The sequence below is a fragment of the Nonomuraea diastatica genome (assembly GCF_004349015.1).
In the GTDB taxonomy this organism is placed as follows: Bacteria; Actinomycetota; Actinomycetes; order Streptosporangiales; family Streptosporangiaceae; genus Nonomuraea; species Nonomuraea diastatica.
Map to the genome: position 1 here is coordinate 1 of NZ_SMKP01000076.1, position 18511 is coordinate 18511.

Here is an 18511-nt window from a genome sequence, read left to right on the forward strand (position 1 = left end):
GAGTCCCCCATCGCCCCGCCTCCAGGACGCGACGCGTCCCCACCATGCCTCGGCGCAGCACCGGCGGGTGGCGTGTCTCCGCCGGGCCTTCCTCGCGGAGGTTCGTCCGGCGCGGCGGCTCCGGGGGTCCAGCCCTGGGTCAGGGCCCAGTCGGTGAGGGCGGGGCCGCGGGCGACGGCCTCCAGGCAACCGTGGCCGCCGCAACCGCAGCGCGGCCCGCCCACCGGCTCGACCACCACGTGGCCGATGTGCCCGGCGTTGCCCGTCCTGCCGTTCACCAGCCTGCCGTTCAGGACGAGCCCGCCCCCCACCCCGGTCGAGACGACCATGCCCAGCATGTCGGCGACGCCCCGCCCGGCCCCTTTCCAGTGTTCCGCCACGGCCAGGCAGATCGCGTCGTTGTGGAGGCGTACCGGTAAATCGGGGAAGCACGCGGCCAGCCGGGCGCGCAGGGGGAAGCCGCGCCAGCCGGGGATGTTGAGCGGCGAGACCTCGCCCTCGGGCCAGCGCATCGGCCCGCCGCACCCCACCCCCACTCCTTCGGCCCGCTGCGACAGCGGCTCGATGAGGTCCACGAGGGTCTTCCACAGGGTGCCGGCGTCCGTGTCCTGCGGGGTGGCGGCGCGCCGGGCCTCGACTACCGTGCCGTCGTGGGCGACCAAACCCGCGGCCATCTTGGTGCCGCCCACATCGATCGCGAGGATCACCGGCGGCCCGCCGTACCCGGGTGGCTCATGGCCCGCCCGCTGTGGTGGAAAACACCAGGACGGAGGCGGTGAAGCCGTGCACGTGGTTGTGGCCCGCGACGGGCCCGACCTCGCCGGCCGCGAAGAAGCCCGCCACGCCGATGGGCCCCAGCGTGTCGCGCAGGGCGACCGGGTCGTGGTCGGCGGTGCCGAACATGGCCGAGCCCCGGCCGTTGCAGGAGAACAGCAACGCCCCGTCCACCTTGCCGATCTCCTCGCGGTGGGCGTCGAGCAGGTCGTACAGGTCCTCGTCGGCGGTGGCCGCGTCGCGCACCTGGAAGCGCACGGTCCTGCCGATCTCCACGATGTCGCCGATGGCCACGGCCTCGCGTTCGGGATCGATGCCGATGACCCCTCTGATGAGGAAGTCGCCGCGTTCGTGGCGCTCGGCGTATTCGTCCATCGCCACGCCGATCTGCAACCCGGAGGCGACCAGCTCGCGGTCGTCCTCGTCCAGCTCGCTGACGATGTCCTCGAGCCGGGCCAGCGCGGGCTGCCCGGCCAGTTCGAGCAGCAAGTTCTCTTCGGCCGCTGTGACCACCATGCTGGGGCCGATCGGGCGGCAGCCCTGGCTCACCACGGTGCTGATCTCGACCTGCCCGCTGATCAGCACGCCGATCGCGCCCTCGGAGTAGATCTCTCCGTCGGCGAACAACCGTACGGAGCCCCGGCCCTGCAGCCCGTTGGCGAGCCCGCCGATCAACGGCAGGTCACCCAGCACGTCGGCCGAGCGCTCGACGAAGGCGTCGGTCGGGAACGTGTACGGATCGGCCAGCAGGATCGCCACATGGTCGTCCCCGTTGCGCTCCGGCAGCCCGACCACCACGAACCTGTCCTCGGCGGCCAGCGTCTCCAGTGCGAACGTGGTCAGTCTCGCCCCGTCCAGGGTCGCGACCCAGGCGCTCACGGAGGGCGTCAGCTCCACTCCCTGCCCGTCGCCGATCACTCCCGTGGCGCTGCATCCGATCACGTGTGCTTCGGGCGCGAGCTTCATCGCGGCCTCGCCGGCGCGTGCGACGTCGTCAGGGTCGTCGCCGCAGATGAAGAAGCAGACCAAGTCGGCTTGGCCGCTGAGCCTCGACAGTGCCCGGCCGACGGCACTCTCCGCGGCCTCCACCAGGTCGGAACCCACGGCGAGGCCGTCGGCGAAGCGGCTTGTCATCAAGGCCACGCGTCTCGCCTCCCCTCGACATGTCCAAGTTCCCTAGGCCCGATTCTCCCCACTAAAGGGACAAGCACGCGCACGAACCGTCACGCAATAGTCAAGATCCGAAATCTCCGCCAGATGCGAAAGACTCTGCCGCATTCCCCGCGGGGGACGTAGTCTCGATCCCGTGCATCAGCCACGTATTCTCCGCACGTTGCGAGAGAGCGGCCACGTTCATCGCACCGTCAAAGCCGAGGTCCGGGAAAATCTGCTGGCCAAGCTGCGGGCGGGTGAGACCCGCTTCCCTGGCATCGTGGGCTTCGACGACTCCGTGCTCCCCCATCTCGAACGGGCCCTGCTGGCCGGCCACGATCTGGTCCTGCTCGGCGAGCGCGGCCAGGGCAAGACCCGGCTCATCCGCACCGTCACCGGGCTGCTCGACGAGTGGACGCCGGTCGTCGAGGGCTGCGAGATCAACGACCATCCGTACGCACCGGCCTGCACACGCTGCCAAACGCTGGCGCGCGAGCTGGGCGACGAGCTGCCGGTCGCGTGGAAACACCGGGACGAGCGCTACGGCGAGAAGCTCGCCACACCCGACACCTCCGTGGGCGACCTGATCGGCGACGTCGACCCGATCAAGATCGCCGAGGGACGCACGCTCGGCGATCCGGAGACGGTCCACTACGGCCTGGTCCCGCGCACCAACCGCGGCGTGTTCTCCGTCAACGAGCTGCCCGACCTGGCCGAGCGCATCCAGGTGTCGCTGCTCAACGTGCTGGAGGAGCGCGACATCCAGGTCCGCGGCTACAACCTGCGGCTGCCGCTCGACATCCTGCTCATCGCCAGCGCCAACCCCGAGGACTACACCAACAGGGGCCGGATCATCACGCCGCTGAAAGACCGGTTCGGCGCCGAGATCCGCACCCACTACCCGCTGACGGTCGAGGACGAGCTGACGCTGATCCGCCAGGAGTCCATGCCCGACATCGGGGCCGACATCCCCGAGCACCTGGTCGAGGTGATCGCCAGGTTCACCCGGCTGGTCCGCGAGTCGACCGCGGTCGACGCCCGATCCGGCGTGTCCGCGCGTTTCTCGATCGCGGCCGCCGAGACCGCGGCGGCCTCGGCGGTGCGCAGGGCGGCTCTCGCGGGCGAGGAGCAGGCCGTCACGCGCGTGGTCGACCTGTCCTGCGTGGTGCACAGCCTGCGGGGCAAGGTGGAGTTCGAGGTCAGCGAGGAGGGCCGGGAGACCGAGATCCTGGCCCACCTGTTGCGCAGGGCGACGGCGGAGACGTTCAGGAGCCGGCTGGGCGGCATGGACCTGTCGCCGGTGACCGACAAGTTCGCCGAGGGCAACCAGGTCGAGTCGGGCGAGCTGGTCTCCGCCGGGGAGTTGTTGCACCGGATCGGGCCGGTCACCGGGCTGGCGAAGGTCATGTCGAGGCTGGGCATGGGCGCGGGCGAGGAGTCGCCGGGTCATGCGGCGGCGGCCCTGGAGTTCGCGCTCGAAGGCCTTTACCTCATGCGCCGCCTGTCCAAGGAAGATCTTGACGGAGTGACCGTCTACCGGACGTGAACATCTGGGCGGTCTCCCGCGTCTTACGTGATAGCAGCTCACGACGTCGGGGAGACCGTCCATGCGCCCGCTTGCCTGTGCCACCGCAGCCGCTCTCGCTCTCAGCGGCATCGCCGCGCCCGCCGAAGCCGCCACCACCGCCACCGTTCACGGGTACGCGTGGTCCGACGGCCAGGGCCGCCTGCGCATCACTCCCCGATCCGCCTCGTTCGTGAAGCGGAAGGGTTTCCTGGGCTACCGGCTCAAGACGGCCCCGGGCGCCAAGGAGCTCAGGCTCGACTACTCCCGGGCCGCCTACGGGCGGATCACGGTCGCCTGCGACCTGAAGGAGACCGAGGGCCGGGTGGCCCTCGACCGCAAGGGGCTCGGGCGCACCAGGTGCTCGCCCCGCGACCTGTCCACCGAACTGGGTCGCGGCCCCGTGCCGGTGCGGGTCGAGCACCACAGGGGCAAGGCCACCAGGGTCAACGAGTTCGTCGTCGCCGACCGGCCCGACCAGCGCTCCGCGCGCGGCACGATCAAGCGGATCGACGACACCACCGTCGTGTTCGCGTCCGGCGGGAAGAAGATCAAGCTGGGCTACACGTACGCCACGAGCTTCTCCCGCACCACCGCCCAGTGCGGGAGCGGCTGGCTCGCGGGCCGGCCGGTCAACGCGGACGCGAACGGCCTGGGCACGAAGCCGTGCACCCCGGCCCATCTGACGAAGGCGCTCAGGACGGTCCGCCACCCCGTGCTGGTAAGGATCGAGTACACACCCGGAGCCGACTCCCTCGACCAGGTGTGGGAGGTTTTCGGGGACGCGTGACCGCACTTCTGGGGTTAGCGTGGTGTCGTGATGGCCTTTCGCTATGGCGAGTACCACGATGGCCCCGATCCCCTGGCCCCGCCCTACGACGTGCGGGCGGCCCTCGACGAGATGGGCGATGCGATCCTGTCGGGCTCGACGCCCGTCCACGCGCTGCGCGACCTGCTCAAGCGCGGTCTGCCCGGCGCGCAGGACCGCCGGGGCCTCGACGACATGCTCAAGCAGGTCCGCAGGCGCCGCCGTGACCTGCGCGAGCGGGGGCGGCTCGACGGCACGCTGGAGAAGGCACGGGCGCTGCTGGACAAGGCCATCGGGCAGGAGCGGGCCGAGTTGTTCCCCGACCCCTCCGACGAGGCGCGGCTGCGGGAGGCGGGGCTCGACGCGCTGCCCGAGGACACCGCCGCCGCCATCCAGGAGCTGAGCACGTACGAGTGGCGTTCGGCCGCCGCGCGCCAGACGTTCGAGGAACTGCGTGACCTGCTGCGGCGGGAGGTGCTCGACAGCCAGTTCAGGGGCCTGCGCGACGCGCTCGCGAACCCGGACCCCGAGGCGATGGAACGTGTCCGCCAGATGATGTCGGACCTGAACGACATGCTCGACAAGGACGCCCGTGGCGAGCACACCCAGGCCGACTTCGACGCCTTCATGGCCAAATATGGCGACTTGTTCCCTGAGAAGCCGCGCAATCTGGAAGAGCTCGTCGACATCCTGGCCCGCCGCGCCGCCGCCACGCAGCGCATGCTGGCCTCGATGACGCCCCGCCAGCGCGAAGAGCTCGCCGGCCTCATCAACCAGACCCTCGACCAGGCCGGGCTGGCCGAGCAGATGCGCCGCCTCGGCGAAGCCCTCCACGCCCGCCGCCCCGACCTCGCCTGGAACGCCCCTGAACGCCTCACCGGCGAGGAGCCGCTGGGCATGGGCGACGCCGTCACCGCCCTGGAGGAGCTGGCCGACCTCACCCAGTTGGAGACCGCACTGCGCCAGGACTACCCGGGCGCGCGGCTCGACGACATCGACGAGGCCGCCGTACGCCGTGCTCTGGGCCGCTCCGCGGTCGACGACCTGGAGGCGCTCAAGCGCATCGAACGCGAGCTGGAGGAGCAGGGCTACCTCCTGCGCCGGCGCGGCAAGCTGGAGCTCACCCCGAAGGCGGTGCGGCGGCTCGGCGAGACGGCCCTGCGCCGCGTCTTCTCCTCACTCGACGCGGGCCGTCGGGGCGACCACGACCAGCACGACGCGGGCTCGGCCGGTGAGCTCACCGGTTCGTCGCGGCCGTGGCGCTTCGGCGACGAGCAGCCTATCGACGTGGTCCGCACCCTGGTCAACGGCGTCCGCAGCGGCGGCGTCGCGATCCGTCCCGGCCAGGAGAACGCGCGGACCGGACAGGCCGGTGGGCGGGCGGGCGTGCGGCTGTCGGTGGACGACTTCGAGGTGGCCGAGACCGAGCGGCGCAGCGCGGCGGCCGTGTGCCTGCTCGTCGACCTGTCCTACTCGATGGCCTTGCGCGGCACCTGGGCCGCCGCCAAGCAGACGGCGCTGGCCCTCCAGGCGCTGGTGGCCTCCAAGTTCCCGCAGGACGCCGTGCAGATCATCGGCTTCTCCAACTACGCCAGGGTGCTGCAGCCCGACGAGCTGGCGGGCCTCGACTGGGACATGGTCCAGGGCACCAACCTGCACCACGCACTCCTGATCGCCGGCCGCCACCTCGACCGTCACCCCGACTTCGAGCCCGTGGTGCTGGTGGTCACCGACGGTGAGCCCACCGCGCACCTGATGCGCAACGGCAGGTCGGCGTTCGAGTGGCCGCCGTCGAGCGAGACGCTGGAGCTCACGCTGTCCGAGGTCGACAAGATGACCCGGCGGCGGGCCACCCTCAACGTCTTCATGCTGGCGGCGGACGACCGGCTGAAGGAGTTCGTGGACGAGGTGGCCCGCAGGAACGGCGGCCGCGTCTTCTCTCCCAGCGCCGAGCGGCTGGGCGAATACGTGGTCAGCGACTTCCTCCGGCTGCGCCGGGCCCGCTGAACTGTCGGTGCTCTCTGCCACACTCGCAGACCATGAGCGAAGACGTGCACCTGCGCGACGTGGAGACGGCCGACCTCCAGGTGTTCCTGGCCCACGAGCACGATCCTGAGGCCGCGCGGCGGTCCAGGTTCGTGCCCAGGGAGCGAGAGGCGTTCATGCGCCACTGGACCACGCGGGTCCTCGGCGACCCGGCCGTCCTCGTCCAGGCGGTCACCGTCGACGGCGACCTGGCGGGCAATCTCGTGGCCTGGTGGGAGGATGACAGGCGCTTCATCGGTTACTGGTTCGGCCGGGAGTTCTGGGGCCGGGGCATCGGCAGCCGGGCCATGGAGCTCTTCCTGCGCCAGGAGCGCATCCGCCCGCTCCACGCCGACCCCTTCCACGCCAACACCGGTTCGGTCCGGCTGCTGGAGAAACACGGTTTCCAGCGCACGGGCACGGTCAGGCACGGCGACGACGAGCACATCCTGCTCGTCCTCCACACCCCGCCGGCGCCGCTCTGACGGCCCCTGCGCCTCCCGGCCCCGACCGGTGGGGCGTAGCGGCACACCCTGGGTCACCGGCTCACGCCGACCGGTTGACCAGGTTCCTGAGCGGTCAGGCGTCGACGAGGCGGCAGTAGAAGTCGAGGGCGACGTCGAACCCGTCGCGGCAGTTGCGGTGCGAGCGGTAGCACGGCCGCCAGGCCGAGCTGGCCCCCACGCCTGCCCTGGCGTCGCTGAGCGCCGACGGCACCCGCTCAGGCTTGGGCAGCAGCCCGTGGCCCAGATAGCGCGCCCCGGCCAGCTCGCTGTGCAGGCCCGGCCCGCCGGAGACGAAGGTGCCGAGGCGCCAGCCGCTCTCTTCGTCCCAGACCAGCGCGCTCCCGTCGGCCAGCTTCAGCGTGACGTCACGCGGGTCGCACGGGCCCTCCCACCAGTCGGCCACCTCTGATCCCAGCACGTCGATGACCTGCTGCACATAGCTGACCGGCTGCTGCAGCCACTCGTCGGTATACGGCTCGACATGCCTGATGGCCACGGACGGCACCCCCTTGTGCCCTTGCGGTAAGAAAAAACGAACGGTGACCAACCATACCCGCGCTGAACTTATTCCGTTGCAGGCTCGTCTAGTCATTACGGACGATATTTACGGTCCAGACGGGGAAGGAGGAGGTTCCATGATTGCGGTTCTCCTCATCGTGCTTATGGTCGTCGCCATCGTGATGACCGAGCTGGTCATGCGTTGTGCGGAAGACGGCAAAGAGAGTGTCGACTCCCCGGCCGAGATCGCCGGGGACTAGTCTCTCCCGCATGTCGTCCCTGCTTCTCTGGTTGCACATCGGATTCTCGATCTTCACGATCGGCCCGATCACCGCCGCGACGATGGCCGCTCCGCGCGTCATCCGCACCAAGAACGTGCCCGTGCTGCAGAACATCCAGCGCATGACGAGGGTTTACAGCCTCGGCAGCCTGGGCGTCTTCGTGTTCGGGCTGATCCTCGGCATCGTCCTGGGCAACGGGCTGCTCGGCCGGTGGTATATGACGGCGTCGATGACGCTGTTCATCGTGGCCGCCGTGCTGCTCGTCATCATCGACCGCGACCTGCGCACCGCCGTCCGCGCGCTCTCCAGCGAGGGCACGGACGACGACGCGCAGGTGCAGAACGGCCGGATCGCCGCGATCAGCGGGCTGCTGTCGGTGATCTGGCTGGTCATCCTCTTCCTGATGGTGGTGCCCGGCTAACCGAGCGCCTGGGTGAGGTCGGCCAGCAGGTCGTCGGCGGTCTCGATGCCGACCGACAGCCGCACCAGGTCGGCGGGCACCTCGAGTGGCGACCCGGCCGCCGAGGCGTGGGTCATCCGGCCGGGGTGCTCGATGAGCGACTCGACGCCGCCGAGCGACTCTCCCAGCGTGAAGAGCTTGGCCCTGTCGCACACCGCCACAGCCTCCGCCTCGCCTCCGGCGACGCGGAACGACACCATGCCCCCGAACCTCTTCATCTGCTTGACCGCGACCTCGTGCCCGGCGTGCTCGGGGAGACCCGGGTAGAGCACGCCGGTGACGCGCGGGTGGGCGAGCAGCAGGTGGACGATGCGCTCGGCGTTGTCGCAGTGGCGGTCCATGCGTACGCCGAGGGTCTTGAGCCCGCGCAGCGTCAGCCAGGCGTCGAACGGCCCGGCCACGGCGCCGATCGCGTTCTGGTGGTAGGCGAGCTCCTCGCCGAGCCCTCTCTCGGCCGCGATCAGAGCTCCGCCGACCACGTCGGAGTGGCCGCCGACGTATTTCGTGGTCGAGTGCACGACGACGTCGGCGCCGAGCGACAACGGCTGCTGCAGGTAGGGCGAGGCGAAGGTGTTGTCGACCACCAGCAGCGAACCGTTGTCATGGGCCAGCTGCGCCAGCGCGGCGATGTCGGCGATGCCGAGCAGCGGGTTGGTGGGCGTCTCGACCCAGACGATCTTCGTCTTCTGCGTCATGGCCGAGGCCACGGCGTCGAGGTTGTGCAGCGGGACCGGGTCGTAGTGGAGGTCCCAGCGCTCGTTGACCTTGGCGAACAGCCGGTAGGTGCCGCCGTAGGCGTCGTTGGGGATGATCACGTGGTCCTGCGGCTTGCACACCGTGCGCAGCAGGGTGTCCTCGGCGGCCAGACCCGAGGCGAACGCGAGCCCGCGCGCCCCGCCTTCCACCGCCGCCAGCGCCTCTTCGAGCGCGGTCCTCGTGGGGTTGGCGGAACGGCTGTACTCATATCCAGAACGCAGGCCGCCCACGCCGTCCTGCTTGTAGGTGGACGTGGCGTAGATCGGCGGCACGACCGCGCCGGTCAGCGGGTCGGGCTCTTGACCTGCGTGGATGGCCAGGGTCTCAAAACCGTTGCTCATACAGGCCACGTTAACGGAAGTCGGCCCGCGATCCGTTCCCCTCCGGATCGCGGGCCGCCGACGGGACGCCGTCCCCAAAGGGCTCCCGTCGAGACTCACGCACCATGCCCGCGCGAGCCACGGATGGGTCAGGCGGCCCTGGGCTCCTGACGGTCCCCGCCTGAACGGGGCGGGAGCCGTACCACGTCCGCCTTGACGAACCGGCCGCTGCCGCCCTCCGCGTGCTCCCCATTGATGCGGGAGAGCAGCACGGGGTCGGCCAGTGCGAGCAGCACCCCGACGACCAGCCCGATACCCAGCAGTGCGAACCCGATTGCCACCATTTCCTGTCCCCTTCCGACATCTCCAGCATCGGCGACGGGCTCGGCTTCCGCCTCCGCTGAAGGGCTGGTCTCGTACGCGGCCGCTCGGCCGAACGGCTGATACGACCTGTCCGACTTGCGGCTTAGGCTCGGGGCGTGGGGGATTCCAAGCGCATCGTGTACTGGGTCCGCCGGCTGAGCGAGGTCGCGATGCTCGGCTGGCTCGGCCTGATGTGGATGATCGACCTGGTGCTCGCCTATTCCATCGGGGGGTTCCAGTGGCTGGTCCCCGTCTGCGGTGCGGCCGGCATGGCGGCCGTGCTGCTGCGGCGCCGCTACCGCCTGCGGGGCTTCTGCGTCATGCTGGCCACGTCGTTCGGCGCCTCGCTGACGATCGGCGCCACGGGGCTCGCGGGCGTGCCCGGCATGGCGGAGACCGGGTCGCTGCTCATCCTGCTCATCGGCGTGCTACGGCACGTGGAGCCGGTGCGGCGGGCGGCGGTTCTGGCGTGCGTGGCGCTGGTCGTCCTGATGTCGGAGGCCGCCGGGCGCGACTACAACAGCTCAGGGCTGGCGTTCTCGTTCCTGCTGTTCGCGGGCTGGTCGATGGCCGCCGGCGTCGGCGGCTACCTCCGCTTCCAGCAGGAGCGCCGCGTGGAGGCGGTCCATTCGGTACGCAGGGCCGAACGCCTGGAGCTGGCCAGGGAGCTGCACGACCTGGTCGCCCACTACATCACCGGCATCGTGGTCCAGGCCCAGGCCGCCAGGACGGTCGCCCAGACCAGTCCTGAGGCGGTGGCGCCCGCGCTGGACGCGATCGCCACGGCCGGTTCGGAGGCGCTGACCTCGATGCGGCGCATGGTGACGGTGCTGCGCACGGAGGACGACCCGTCCCGCAAACCCGGCGTCGCGCTGGCTGACCTGCGGATGCTGACCGAGACGTTCTCCTCCGACGGGCCGAAGGTGGCGTTCGAGATCGGCCAGGGGATCGACGATCACACGCTGCCTCCCGAGGTGATGACCACCCTGCACCGGGTGTTGCAGGAGTCGCTCACGAACGTGCGCAAGCACGCATCCCGCGCCGCCTGGGTGGAGGCCGACTTACGGCGGCATGCGAAGGTGGTGACGCTGCGGGTGCGCAACTTCGGGGCGGCCTCGGATCCGCGGGTCGCCCGCCTCGGCGGCGGGTTCGGGCTGGTCGGGATGGCCGAGCGGGTCGAGGCTCTGGGCGGCAGGCTCTATGCGGGCCCCTCCCCCGAGGGGGCGTGGACGGTAATCGCCGAGTTCCCGCTGCCCTGAGCCGGCCTTGTCGAACCCGCCTCGGGCCGCCGTCCGGACGGCGGCCCGAGGAAAGAGGGTCAGTGGTTGGCGAGGAAGGAGAGCAGATCGTGCCTGGTGATCAGGCCGGCGGGCTTGCCGTCTTCCAGCACGACGGCCGCATCGGCCTTCTCCAGCGCTTCGACCGCACGCGCCACAGGTTCACCGCTGCCGATCGTGGGTAGCGGCGCTGACATGTGATCGGCGATGGTGTCGTCGGAGGAGAGCCGGCCGTGGTAAAGGGCTTCGAGGAGATCGCGTTCGACGATGGAGCCGACCACCTCGGCCGCCATGACGGGTGGCTCCTCCTTCATCACGGGAAGCTGCGACACCGAGTATTCGCGCATGATCGCGATGACCGTGCTGACCGACTCGTACGGATGCGCGTGCACGAACTCCGGCAGCCCCGCCCCCTTGCGCGCCAGCACGTCGCCGACCAGCCCTTCCTCGGACGACGTGGTCAGGAAACCGTAGTCGGCCATCCAGTCGTCGTTGAAGATCTTGGACAGGTAGCCGCGGCCGCCGTCGGGCAGCAGCACGACGATCATGTCGTCGGGCGCGGCGGTGGCCGCCACCCGCAGCGCCGCCACCACGGCCATCCCGCAGGAGCCGCCGACCAGCAGCCCTTCCTCGCGGGCGAGCCTGCGGGTCATGTTGAACGACTCCTTGTCGGTGACCGCGATGACCTCGTCGCAGATCTTGGTGTCGTACGTGGCCGGCCAGATGTCCTCCCCGACCCCCTCCACGAGGTAGGGACGCCCGGACCCGCCCGAGTAGACCGACCCCTCGGGATCGGCTCCGATGATCTGCACCCGGCCGCCGGACACCTCCTTGAGGTAGCGCCCCGTGCCGCTGATCGTGCCCCCGGTGCCGATGCCGGCCACGAAGTGGGTGACCCGGCCGTCGGTCTGCTCCCAGATCTCGGGACCGGTCGAGTGGTAGTGGGAGTCGGGGTTGTTGACGTTGGTGTACTGGTTCGGCTTCCAGGCGTTGGGCACCTCGCGGGCCAGCCGGTCGGAGACCGAGTAGTAGGAGTCGGGGTGGTCGGGCGAGACGGCGGTCGGGCAGACGACGACCTCGGCCCCGTAGGCGCGCAGCACGGAGATCTTGTCCTGGGCCACCTTGTCGGGCACCACGAACAGGCACCGGTAGCCCTTCTGCTGCGCCACGATGGCCAGGCCCACGCCGGTGTTGCCGGACGTCGGCTCGACGATGACGCCTCCGGGACGCAGCTCGCCGGACGCTTCGGCGGCCTCGATCATGCGTGCCGCGATGCGGTCCTTGACCGAACCGCCGGGGTTGAAGTATTCGACCTTCGCGACCACCTGGGCGGGCACTCCCGCGGTGACTTTGTGCAGCCGGACGAGCGGAGTGTTCCCCATCAGATCGACCAGGGAATCGTAAACGCGCACCGAGGTGTTCACCTTCTTTGCCGAAGCTTGATCAGCTTGCCTGTGGCCGAGGTCCCAAGGGGGTGGCGGGGCCTCGGTTAGTTTTCAAGGCAAACGCTACCGCCGAGTTCGACCGGGGAGGTCACGCACGTGGTGTGGGCAGCTGGCGTGGCGCGCGCGGCGCGGAGGATCGCGACGGCGGCGGCTCTCGGAGGTGGCGGGCTGACCGCCCTGGGAGCGACGGCATACGGGCTGCTGATCGCCGAGGGGTTGCTCGCGCGCAAGGTCATCGGGCAGCCGCACGGCCTGGACGGCCCGGTCTCCGACGGCACGTACGGCGACTTCCCCGGCGTGCCGCTCAACCTGGCCATGCTCGGCGACTCCACGTCCATGGGGCTCGGGGTGAGCGCGCCCAGCCACACCCCCGGCGTCCTGCTGGCGAACGGCCTGGCCGCGGTGGCGGAGCGGCCGGTACGCCTTCTCGTGGCCGGCAAGTCGGGCACCCCGTCGGCCGAGCTGGGCGAGCAGGTCGACGCCGCCCTGGCCATGGGCCCCGACGTGGCGGTGATCTTCGTGGGGGCGAACGACATCATCACGCAGACGCCGCCCGCGGTGGCCGTACGCCATCTGACCAAGGCCGTGCGGCGGCTGCGGGACGCGGGGGCGGAGGTGGTCGTGGGCACGTGCCCCGACCTCGGCACGGTGCGGCCGATCGCGCAGCCGCTGCGCTGGGTGACGCGGCGGTGGAGCCGGCAGCTCGCGGCGGCGCAGACGGTGGCGGTGGTGGACGCGGGCGGTCGTACGGTGGCGTTCGCCGACGTCCTGGGGCCAGAGTTCGCGACAAATCCGACAGAAATGTTCGGACCGGATCGATTCCATCCATCTGACCGAGGTTACGCACAGGCCGCTTACGCGGTGCTACCGTCAGTGTGCGCTGCGTTGGGGCTGTGGCCTGAGCCCAGACCCGCACGTGGCGAAGCACTGCAACCGATTTACCTTGCGGCGGCTACGGCCGCGGAGGAGCCTGGCGCCGAGGTCACCGCGACCCGGGTCGACGGGCGGGCGACGGGCCTGCACGGCAAGTGGGTGACGTTGCTCCGCCGGCGGCTCGGCGAGCCGCTCAACGACGGCTGACCATGGTCACCCTCCGAGCCTGAGCCGTCACTCTCCGTCCATTTTGGAGTGAATTGCCTGTGCTCCGGCCCTTGTGGAAATCGTCTATCGCCCTCGCGGGAATCCTCGCCGCGACCGCATGCTCCGGCAGCGACGCGGCCACGACGAGCTTCCCGACCTGGCACAACGCCGACGTCAACGCCGTCAGCCGGATGGCGGTGGCCGGCGGGGTCGTCGCGACCACGTCGCTGAAGTCCGGCGGCACGCTCGAGACCGTCGCCATCGGCCTGCGCGACGGCAAGCGCCTGTGGACCTACCCCTCCACGATGGCCGGCCGCCTGCCCGGCATGGGCGTCTCCACCCCCGCGGTCGTGGAGACCTCCGAGGGGCAGAGCGTGGTCGTCGCCCTCGACCCCGCCAAGAAGGGCGGCTGGAACGCGACCCTCGTCGCCCGCGACGCCTACTCCGGGGTACGCAAGTGGACCAGGCCGGTGCACTCGACGTTCGGGCCGCAGCGCTGCGGCCCCTACGTCTGCCTGTCCGAGCACACCGCCCTGGCCAAGGCCCGCATGGTGGTGCTCGACCCGGCCACGGGCAAACAACTGTGGAAGCTGCCCGGCATCGCCGAAGTGGAGTGGTCGGACGCGCACCGGGTCCTGCTGCTCCGGCTGTCCGCCAACCCCATGATCGAGTCGTATGAGCTCAAGTCCGGCAAACTCCAGTGGCAGCAGCCGATCGAGCAGGCGCTCGGCCCCGGCATCGACATGTCGGGCGGGTGGGCGTTCGGCTCGACGGGCGGCAACCTCGTCGGCTACGTCGCCCCCTACACCAACCCACGGACCAAGAAGATCTCCACGTTCGGGCTGTTCTCCATCGAGATCAGCGACGGAACGATCAACTGGATGCGGCCCTCTGTGGTGCGTGTCTATCCCAGCGGCAACCCCGGCTACGCCCCGGTCGTCCGCCCGGTCGACCGCCAGGGCGCCTATGGCGGTTTCGCCCGGCTCGACTCGGAGACCGGGCGGGTGGTCGGCCAGATCACGGCGGCCGACGTGCCCGGCTCCGGCTGGTGGCTGGCCTTCCCCAACCAGATGGACAAACTCGGCTTCCTCCAGCACAACGCCAAGGGCTCGGCCTTCGACCTCGCCACCGGCAAGCAGGTGCCCGTGGAGGAGCAGCGCGGGTGGTCGTTCTGCGTCACCGACCCCAAGCCGCTCACGCTGCGCGGGCAGGCGCCGGGCTTCTACTCGACGGCCGCCGTCTGCCAATACGACCTCGGCACCGGCAAGCGCGTCTCGCCCGCGTCCGCGCCGCCGGCCTGGTTCACGGGCAGCCAGGACGGGTGGCGGTTGTGGCGCGACGAGAAGGGGGCGATCCACGCCGTGAACGACCACACCGCCACGGCTCCGGGAATGTATGGATAACCGGGGGCCACTCGGGGCTTGCGCGCAGAACTGGAATATAGTTCTACTATTAGCGCCGAAAAAGGAGGGGCCATGCCCGAGGCAGTCATCGTCGCAACCGCGCGTTCCCCCATCGGACGAGCCTTCAAAGGGTCGCTCAAGGAGATCCGGCCCGACGACCTGACCGTGCAGATGATCCAGGCGGCGCTGGCCAAGGTGCCCCAGCTCGATCCCACGTCCATCGACGACATCATGCTCGGGTGCGGGCTGCCCGGCGGCGAGCAGGGGTTCAACATGGCCCGGGTGGTGGCGGTGATGCTCGGGCTCGACAACGTGCCCGGCACCACCGTGACGCGCTACTGCTCCTCTTCCCTGCAGACCACCAGGATGGCCTTCCACGCGATCAAGGCGGGCGAGGGCGACGTGTTCGTGTCCGCCGGGGTCGAGACCGTGTCGCGCTTCACCAAGGGCAACTCCGACTCACTCCCCGACACCCACAATCCGGTCTTCCTCGACGCGCTGGCCCGTACGAAAGCCTTCACCGAGGGCGGACGCGAGTGGCACGACCCGCGCGAGGACGGCGAGGTGCCCGACATCTACATCGCGATGGGGCAGACGGCCGAGAACCTCGCCCAGCTCAAGGGGGTCACCCGCCAGGACCAGGACGAGTTCGGCGTACGCTCACAAAACCTCGCTGAGAAGGCTCTGGCCGACGGGTTCTGGCAGAAGGACATCACGCCCGTGACCCTGCCGGACGGCACCGTGGTCGGCAAGGACGACGGCCCGCGCCCTGGCACCACCTACGAGAAGGTCTCGACCCTGGCGCCGGTGTTCCGTCCTGACGGCACCGTCACGGCGGGCAACTGCTGCCCGCTGAACGACGGCGCCGCCGCCCTCGTCGTGATGAGCGACGTCAAGGCGGCCGAGCTCGGCATCACGCCGCTGGCCAGGATCGTGTCCACCGGCGTCACCGGGCTGTCGCCGGAGATCATGGGCCTCGGACCGGTGGAGGCCTCGAAGCAGGCGCTGTCCAGGGCCGGGATGGCGATCGACGACATCGACCTGGTGGAGATCAACGAGGCGTTCGCCGCGCAGGTGATCCCGTCATACCGTGACCTCGGCATCGACCTCGACCGGCTCAACGTCAACGGCGGGGCGATCGCCGTGGGGCATCCGTTCGGGATGACGGGGGCCCGGATCGCGTCCACGCTGATCAACAGCCTGCAGCACCACGACAAGAACATCGGGCTCGAGACCATGTGCGTAGGCGGCGGGCAGGGTATGGCGATGGTCCTGGAGCGCCTGTCCTGATCTCGTCCGTACGGCAGGCGGCGGTTCTCCAACCGCCGCACGTGGCCGGGCGCCTCCAGGGAAACGGCCGCTGACCGGATGACGGTGGCCCGCCGTGACGCGAGCCTCCGTCGCCCGGTCGCCGTGGCCGGCCCCTCGGGCCGCCGCCTGACCGTGCCGAACTGGGCCTTACTGTGCCGAACTAGGCCTAACCATGCCTAAACGTGCCTAACCGTGACGGTCGGGGCCGGCGTCGGTGGGGGCGATGCGGAGGATGACGCGGCGTTCGCGGATCATGGCGTCGCGATAGTCATCCCAGTCGGGGTGTTCGCCTGAGATTTCGCGGTAATAGGCGATCAGGTGGTCCATGGCCTCGGGCAGCGAGATGACCTCGGCCGTGCCGCCCACCTGGATCCACTCGCCGTAGAAGCGGTCCGTGAAGGCGCACAACGAGACGTTGGGATCGCGGCGGGCGTTGTGCACCTTGGTCGCCGTCTCCCTGGTGCTGATGACGACATGGCCGTCCTGAACCCCGGCCAGCACCGGCGACATCTGCGGACGCCCGTCTCGGTGCCTGGTGAGGAGGATGGCGTGATGGTGGGTGCGGAGGAAGGCGAGTGCCTTGTCGACGTCCATCCCCTCATGATGGCGCGCCCGTGTTCAGAACACGGGCGCGGGGTTGGTAGGGCTTAGACAAAGCCCATGCGGTTACGGCGGTGCCGCTCGTGCTCGTGTACGATCGCGGCGGCGTAGCCGTGGGTCAGCCCGTGCTCGTCCGCGAGCCAATTGGCCCGTTCGTCGCACCTGAGGAAAGCCGGGCCGTTGTCGATGGCTTGGAACCACTCTGGGAGTTCGCGTCCCGTTATGGACGGGACTCTTGCGATCAGCTTCGTCTGCGTCTCCGGTGAGTGGTTCAAGGACATGGGCACCTCCGCGGATAAGGGTCCTTTCGTTGACACTGCAACACCATCGTGCGAATGGCAAGCCCTAAGTCAGGCATCATTTTGTGACGGCGGGTAGATTTTCGGTCGCACACAGAGAGGGCCCCGCCTGAACGGCGGGGCCCTCTCGGTGACGACGGGGTGAACGATCAGTCGCTGCTGGAGAAGTAGCTGACGAACCGCAGCACCTCAAGGTAGATCCACACCAGGCTGAGCGTCAGCCCGAACACGCACTGCCAGGCGAACTTCTCCGGGGCGCCCTGCTTGACGCCCTGCTCGATCGAGTCGAAGTCGAGGAGCAGGAAGAAGCAGCCGATCAAGATCATGACGATGCTGAAGGCCCAGCCGATCGGGCTGTCGGTGCGCAGGCCGAGCCCGCCGTCATTGAACAGGCCGACGAGCAGGTTGACGAGCAGCAGGCCGATGGCCGCGATGGCGGCGGCGATGCCGAACTTCACGAGCTTGGGTGTGACGCGGACGATGCGCAACGAATAGACGGTCAGCACCGCGCCGAACGCGAATGCCGTCCCCAGCACCGCTTGGAGCACGATGCCGCTGATGGCGCCCTCGAACACGGCGCTGATCTTGCCGAGGAAGATGCCCTCGAACACCGCGTAGCCCAGGATGAGCGCCGGGTTGGTGCTCATCGTGAACGAGGCGATCAAGCCGATGATCAGTGCGATGACGGCCGCGCCGATGGCGACCATGGGTGGGACGTTGAGGACCCAGGCCGCGGCAGCGGCCAGGACGAGCACCCCGAGCGTGAGGAACCCGCGCACCACGACGTCATCGAGGGTCATGGTCCGGTGTGCGGGCCTGGCCGGCGGTGCGTACGACGGGGCGTCGTACATGTTCTGCAACTGGTCGGGGGACGGGGTTGGACCGCCCCAGCCCGCGGCCTGCTGCCGCGACCTGCTAAATACGGGGTTCTTGCTCTCCATCGCTGCCTCCTGTGACGCCGAGCCTACGGGGCCTGGCGGCACCTTGGTCAACTGACACGTCAGATCGATGTTCGTTCGGGACTTCGGCAGCGTTGACAACGAACGTGCCAGGCGCCGAGTTCCCGAGGCTGGCCACCAGCTCGCGAGATCATCCCGGCCCAGCCGGAGGGAGCTCTCCCGCGGGGTCCGTGACGGAGCGCTTCCGGTGCGTGATGACCTTTTTCAAGGAGAAAAGGGCGACCGGTTGTATTCCGTAGTCAACCATTCACACTAAGAAACTCCGGCGGGCCTGGAAAGCAGAAGGCGGGCGGTTTGTCAATATGGCCGCGGCGGCTTGGAGAGTTTCCAGGGAGGCAAACGCGGACCCGGGTCCGCGGGTGGGATCGCCTGCCCCAGGACAGGGCCTCCACCAGCGGTGGAGCGCCGGTAACGCGACAAATCCATAACAAGTCGATATCGACCGGGAAACAACCGCAGGGGCCCGTTCGACGATCGCGGTGAACCTCCAGGTCAGAGCCCTAAAGGCGGCGAAAGATGGCAGTGCCCCCGGCGGGATTCGAACCCGCACGTCAACCCTTTTAAGGGGTTTGCCTCTGCCATTGGGCTACGGGGGCGCCGCAATCATACGAAACGGACCATGCTTCCGAG

General features: G+C 69.5%; 19 protein-coding genes and 1 tRNA gene. 10 read left to right on the forward strand and 10 right to left on the reverse strand.

The genetic code is table 11. The annotated features are described in order from the left end of the window. Positions 1 to 707: ROK family protein (locus E1294_RS25435; protein ID WP_132512283.1), on the reverse strand; the 707-nt coding region annotated here is incomplete at its 3' end. 25 nt (positions 708 to 732) lie between these two features. Beyond that, on the reverse strand, positions 733 to 1908 hold the full coding sequence (locus E1294_RS25440; protein WP_132512357.1) for an FIST signal transduction protein: 1176 nt from the start codon (positions 1906 to 1908) through the stop codon (positions 733 to 735). 172 nt (positions 1909 to 2080) lie between these two features. Here E1294_RS25440 and E1294_RS25445 point away from each other — a divergent pair, with 172 nt between their 5' ends. The 4 genes from E1294_RS25445 (at position 2081) to E1294_RS25460 (ending at position 6808) form a co-directional block, all read left to right on the forward strand. Next, positions 2081 to 3472: a sigma 54-interacting transcriptional regulator gene (locus E1294_RS25445; protein ID WP_220447931.1), complete on the forward strand. Its 1392-nt coding sequence runs from the start codon at positions 2081 to 2083 to the stop codon at positions 3470 to 3472. 61 nt (positions 3473 to 3533) lie between these two features. Beyond that, positions 3534 to 4280: a hypothetical protein gene (locus E1294_RS25450; RefSeq protein WP_132512287.1), complete on the forward strand. Its 747-nt coding sequence runs from the start codon at positions 3534 to 3536 to the stop codon at positions 4278 to 4280. Positions 4281 to 4310: 30 nt separating this feature from the next. After that, positions 4311 to 6305, forward strand: a complete 1995-nt coding sequence (locus tag E1294_RS25455; RefSeq protein ID WP_132512289.1) for a vWA domain-containing protein — start codon at positions 4311 to 4313, stop codon at positions 6303 to 6305. 32 nt (positions 6306 to 6337) lie between these two features. Beyond that, on the forward strand, positions 6338 to 6808 hold the full coding sequence (locus E1294_RS25460) for a GNAT family N-acetyltransferase (RefSeq protein WP_132512291.1): 471 nt from the start codon (positions 6338 to 6340) through the stop codon (positions 6806 to 6808). A gap of 94 nt (positions 6809 to 6902) precedes the next feature. On the opposite strand, the gene E1294_RS25465 is transcribed toward E1294_RS25460, so the two are convergent. Next, positions 6903 to 7325, reverse strand: coding sequence for a DUF6292 family protein (locus E1294_RS25465; protein WP_246083267.1), 423 nt, complete (start codon positions 7323 to 7325; stop codon positions 6903 to 6905). Between the two features lie 139 nt (positions 7326 to 7464). Between E1294_RS25465 and E1294_RS57305 the strand changes: the two genes are divergently transcribed. Both E1294_RS57305 and E1294_RS25470 read left to right on the forward strand, forming a co-directional pair. Continuing rightward, positions 7465 to 7587: a hypothetical protein gene (locus E1294_RS57305; RefSeq protein ID WP_281284502.1), complete on the forward strand. Its 123-nt coding sequence runs from the start codon at positions 7465 to 7467 to the stop codon at positions 7585 to 7587. Between the two features lie 10 nt (positions 7588 to 7597). Next, complete coding sequence (locus E1294_RS25470) at positions 7598 to 8029, forward strand: hypothetical protein (protein ID WP_132512295.1); 432 nt, start codon at positions 7598 to 7600, stop codon at positions 8027 to 8029. On the opposite strand, the gene E1294_RS25475 is transcribed toward E1294_RS25470, so the two are convergent. Together E1294_RS25475 and E1294_RS25480 are read right to left on the reverse strand one after the other, a co-directional pair. Next, positions 8026 to 9165, reverse strand: a complete 1140-nt coding sequence (locus E1294_RS25475; RefSeq protein WP_132512297.1) for a cystathionine gamma-synthase — start codon at positions 9163 to 9165, stop codon at positions 8026 to 8028. The two genes, E1294_RS25470 and E1294_RS25475, sit on opposite strands and share 4 nt — an antisense overlap. 128 nt (positions 9166 to 9293) lie before the next feature. After that, positions 9294 to 9488 (reverse strand): hypothetical protein, encoded by a 195-nt coding sequence (locus E1294_RS25480; RefSeq protein ID WP_132512299.1) that lies wholly within the window; start codon positions 9486 to 9488, stop codon positions 9294 to 9296. 135 nt (positions 9489 to 9623) lie between these two features. On the opposite strand from E1294_RS25480, the gene E1294_RS25485 reads away from it, so the two are divergent. Further along, a complete protein-coding gene (locus E1294_RS25485; RefSeq protein ID WP_132512301.1) occupies positions 9624 to 10766 on the forward strand; it encodes a sensor histidine kinase in 1143 nt (380 codons plus the stop codon). A 59-nt stretch (positions 10767 to 10825) separates the two neighbouring features. Here E1294_RS25485 and E1294_RS25490 read toward each other — a convergent pair whose 3' ends face one another. Further along, entirely contained in the window at positions 10826 to 12196 is a 1371-nt protein-coding gene (locus tag E1294_RS25490) for a cystathionine beta-synthase (protein ID WP_132512303.1), read from the reverse strand. 129 nt (positions 12197 to 12325) lie between these two features. On the opposite strand from E1294_RS25490, the gene E1294_RS25495 reads away from it, so the two are divergent. From E1294_RS25495 to E1294_RS25505, 3 genes are all read left to right on the forward strand, one after another. After that, positions 12326 to 13309 carry an SGNH/GDSL hydrolase family protein gene (locus E1294_RS25495; protein ID WP_246083268.1) on the forward strand — a complete coding sequence of 328 codons (984 nt, stop codon included), beginning with the start codon at positions 12326 to 12328 and terminating at the stop codon, positions 13307 to 13309. A 71-nt stretch (positions 13310 to 13380) separates the two neighbouring features. Beyond that, on the forward strand, positions 13381 to 14712 hold the full coding sequence (locus E1294_RS25500) for a PQQ-binding-like beta-propeller repeat protein (protein WP_246083269.1): 1332 nt from the start codon (positions 13381 to 13383) through the stop codon (positions 14710 to 14712). A 72-nt stretch (positions 14713 to 14784) separates the two neighbouring features. Then, on the forward strand, positions 14785 to 16002 hold the full coding sequence (locus E1294_RS25505) for an acetyl-CoA C-acetyltransferase (protein ID WP_132512307.1): 1218 nt from the start codon (positions 14785 to 14787) through the stop codon (positions 16000 to 16002). A 207-nt stretch (positions 16003 to 16209) separates the two neighbouring features. On the opposite strand, the gene E1294_RS25510 is transcribed toward E1294_RS25505, so the two are convergent. The 4 genes from E1294_RS25510 to E1294_RS25525 all read right to left on the reverse strand — a co-directional run bounded on the left by E1294_RS25510 (position 16210) and on the right by E1294_RS25525 (position 18477). Then, positions 16210 to 16617 (reverse strand): PPOX class F420-dependent oxidoreductase, encoded by a 408-nt coding sequence (locus E1294_RS25510; protein WP_132512309.1) that lies wholly within the window; start codon positions 16615 to 16617, stop codon positions 16210 to 16212. Positions 16618 to 16670: 53 nt separating this feature from the next. Beyond that, positions 16671 to 16904, reverse strand: a complete 234-nt coding sequence (locus tag E1294_RS25515) for a DUF4287 domain-containing protein (RefSeq protein WP_132512311.1) — start codon at positions 16902 to 16904, stop codon at positions 16671 to 16673. Positions 16905 to 17071: 167 nt separating this feature from the next. Beyond that, on the reverse strand, positions 17072 to 17863 hold the full coding sequence (locus tag E1294_RS25520) for a Bax inhibitor-1/YccA family protein (protein WP_132512313.1): 792 nt from the start codon (positions 17861 to 17863) through the stop codon (positions 17072 to 17074). Between the two features lie 541 nt (positions 17864 to 18404). Further along, positions 18405 to 18477, reverse strand: a tRNA-Leu gene (locus tag E1294_RS25525). Positions 18478 to 18511: the final 34 nt, after the last annotated feature.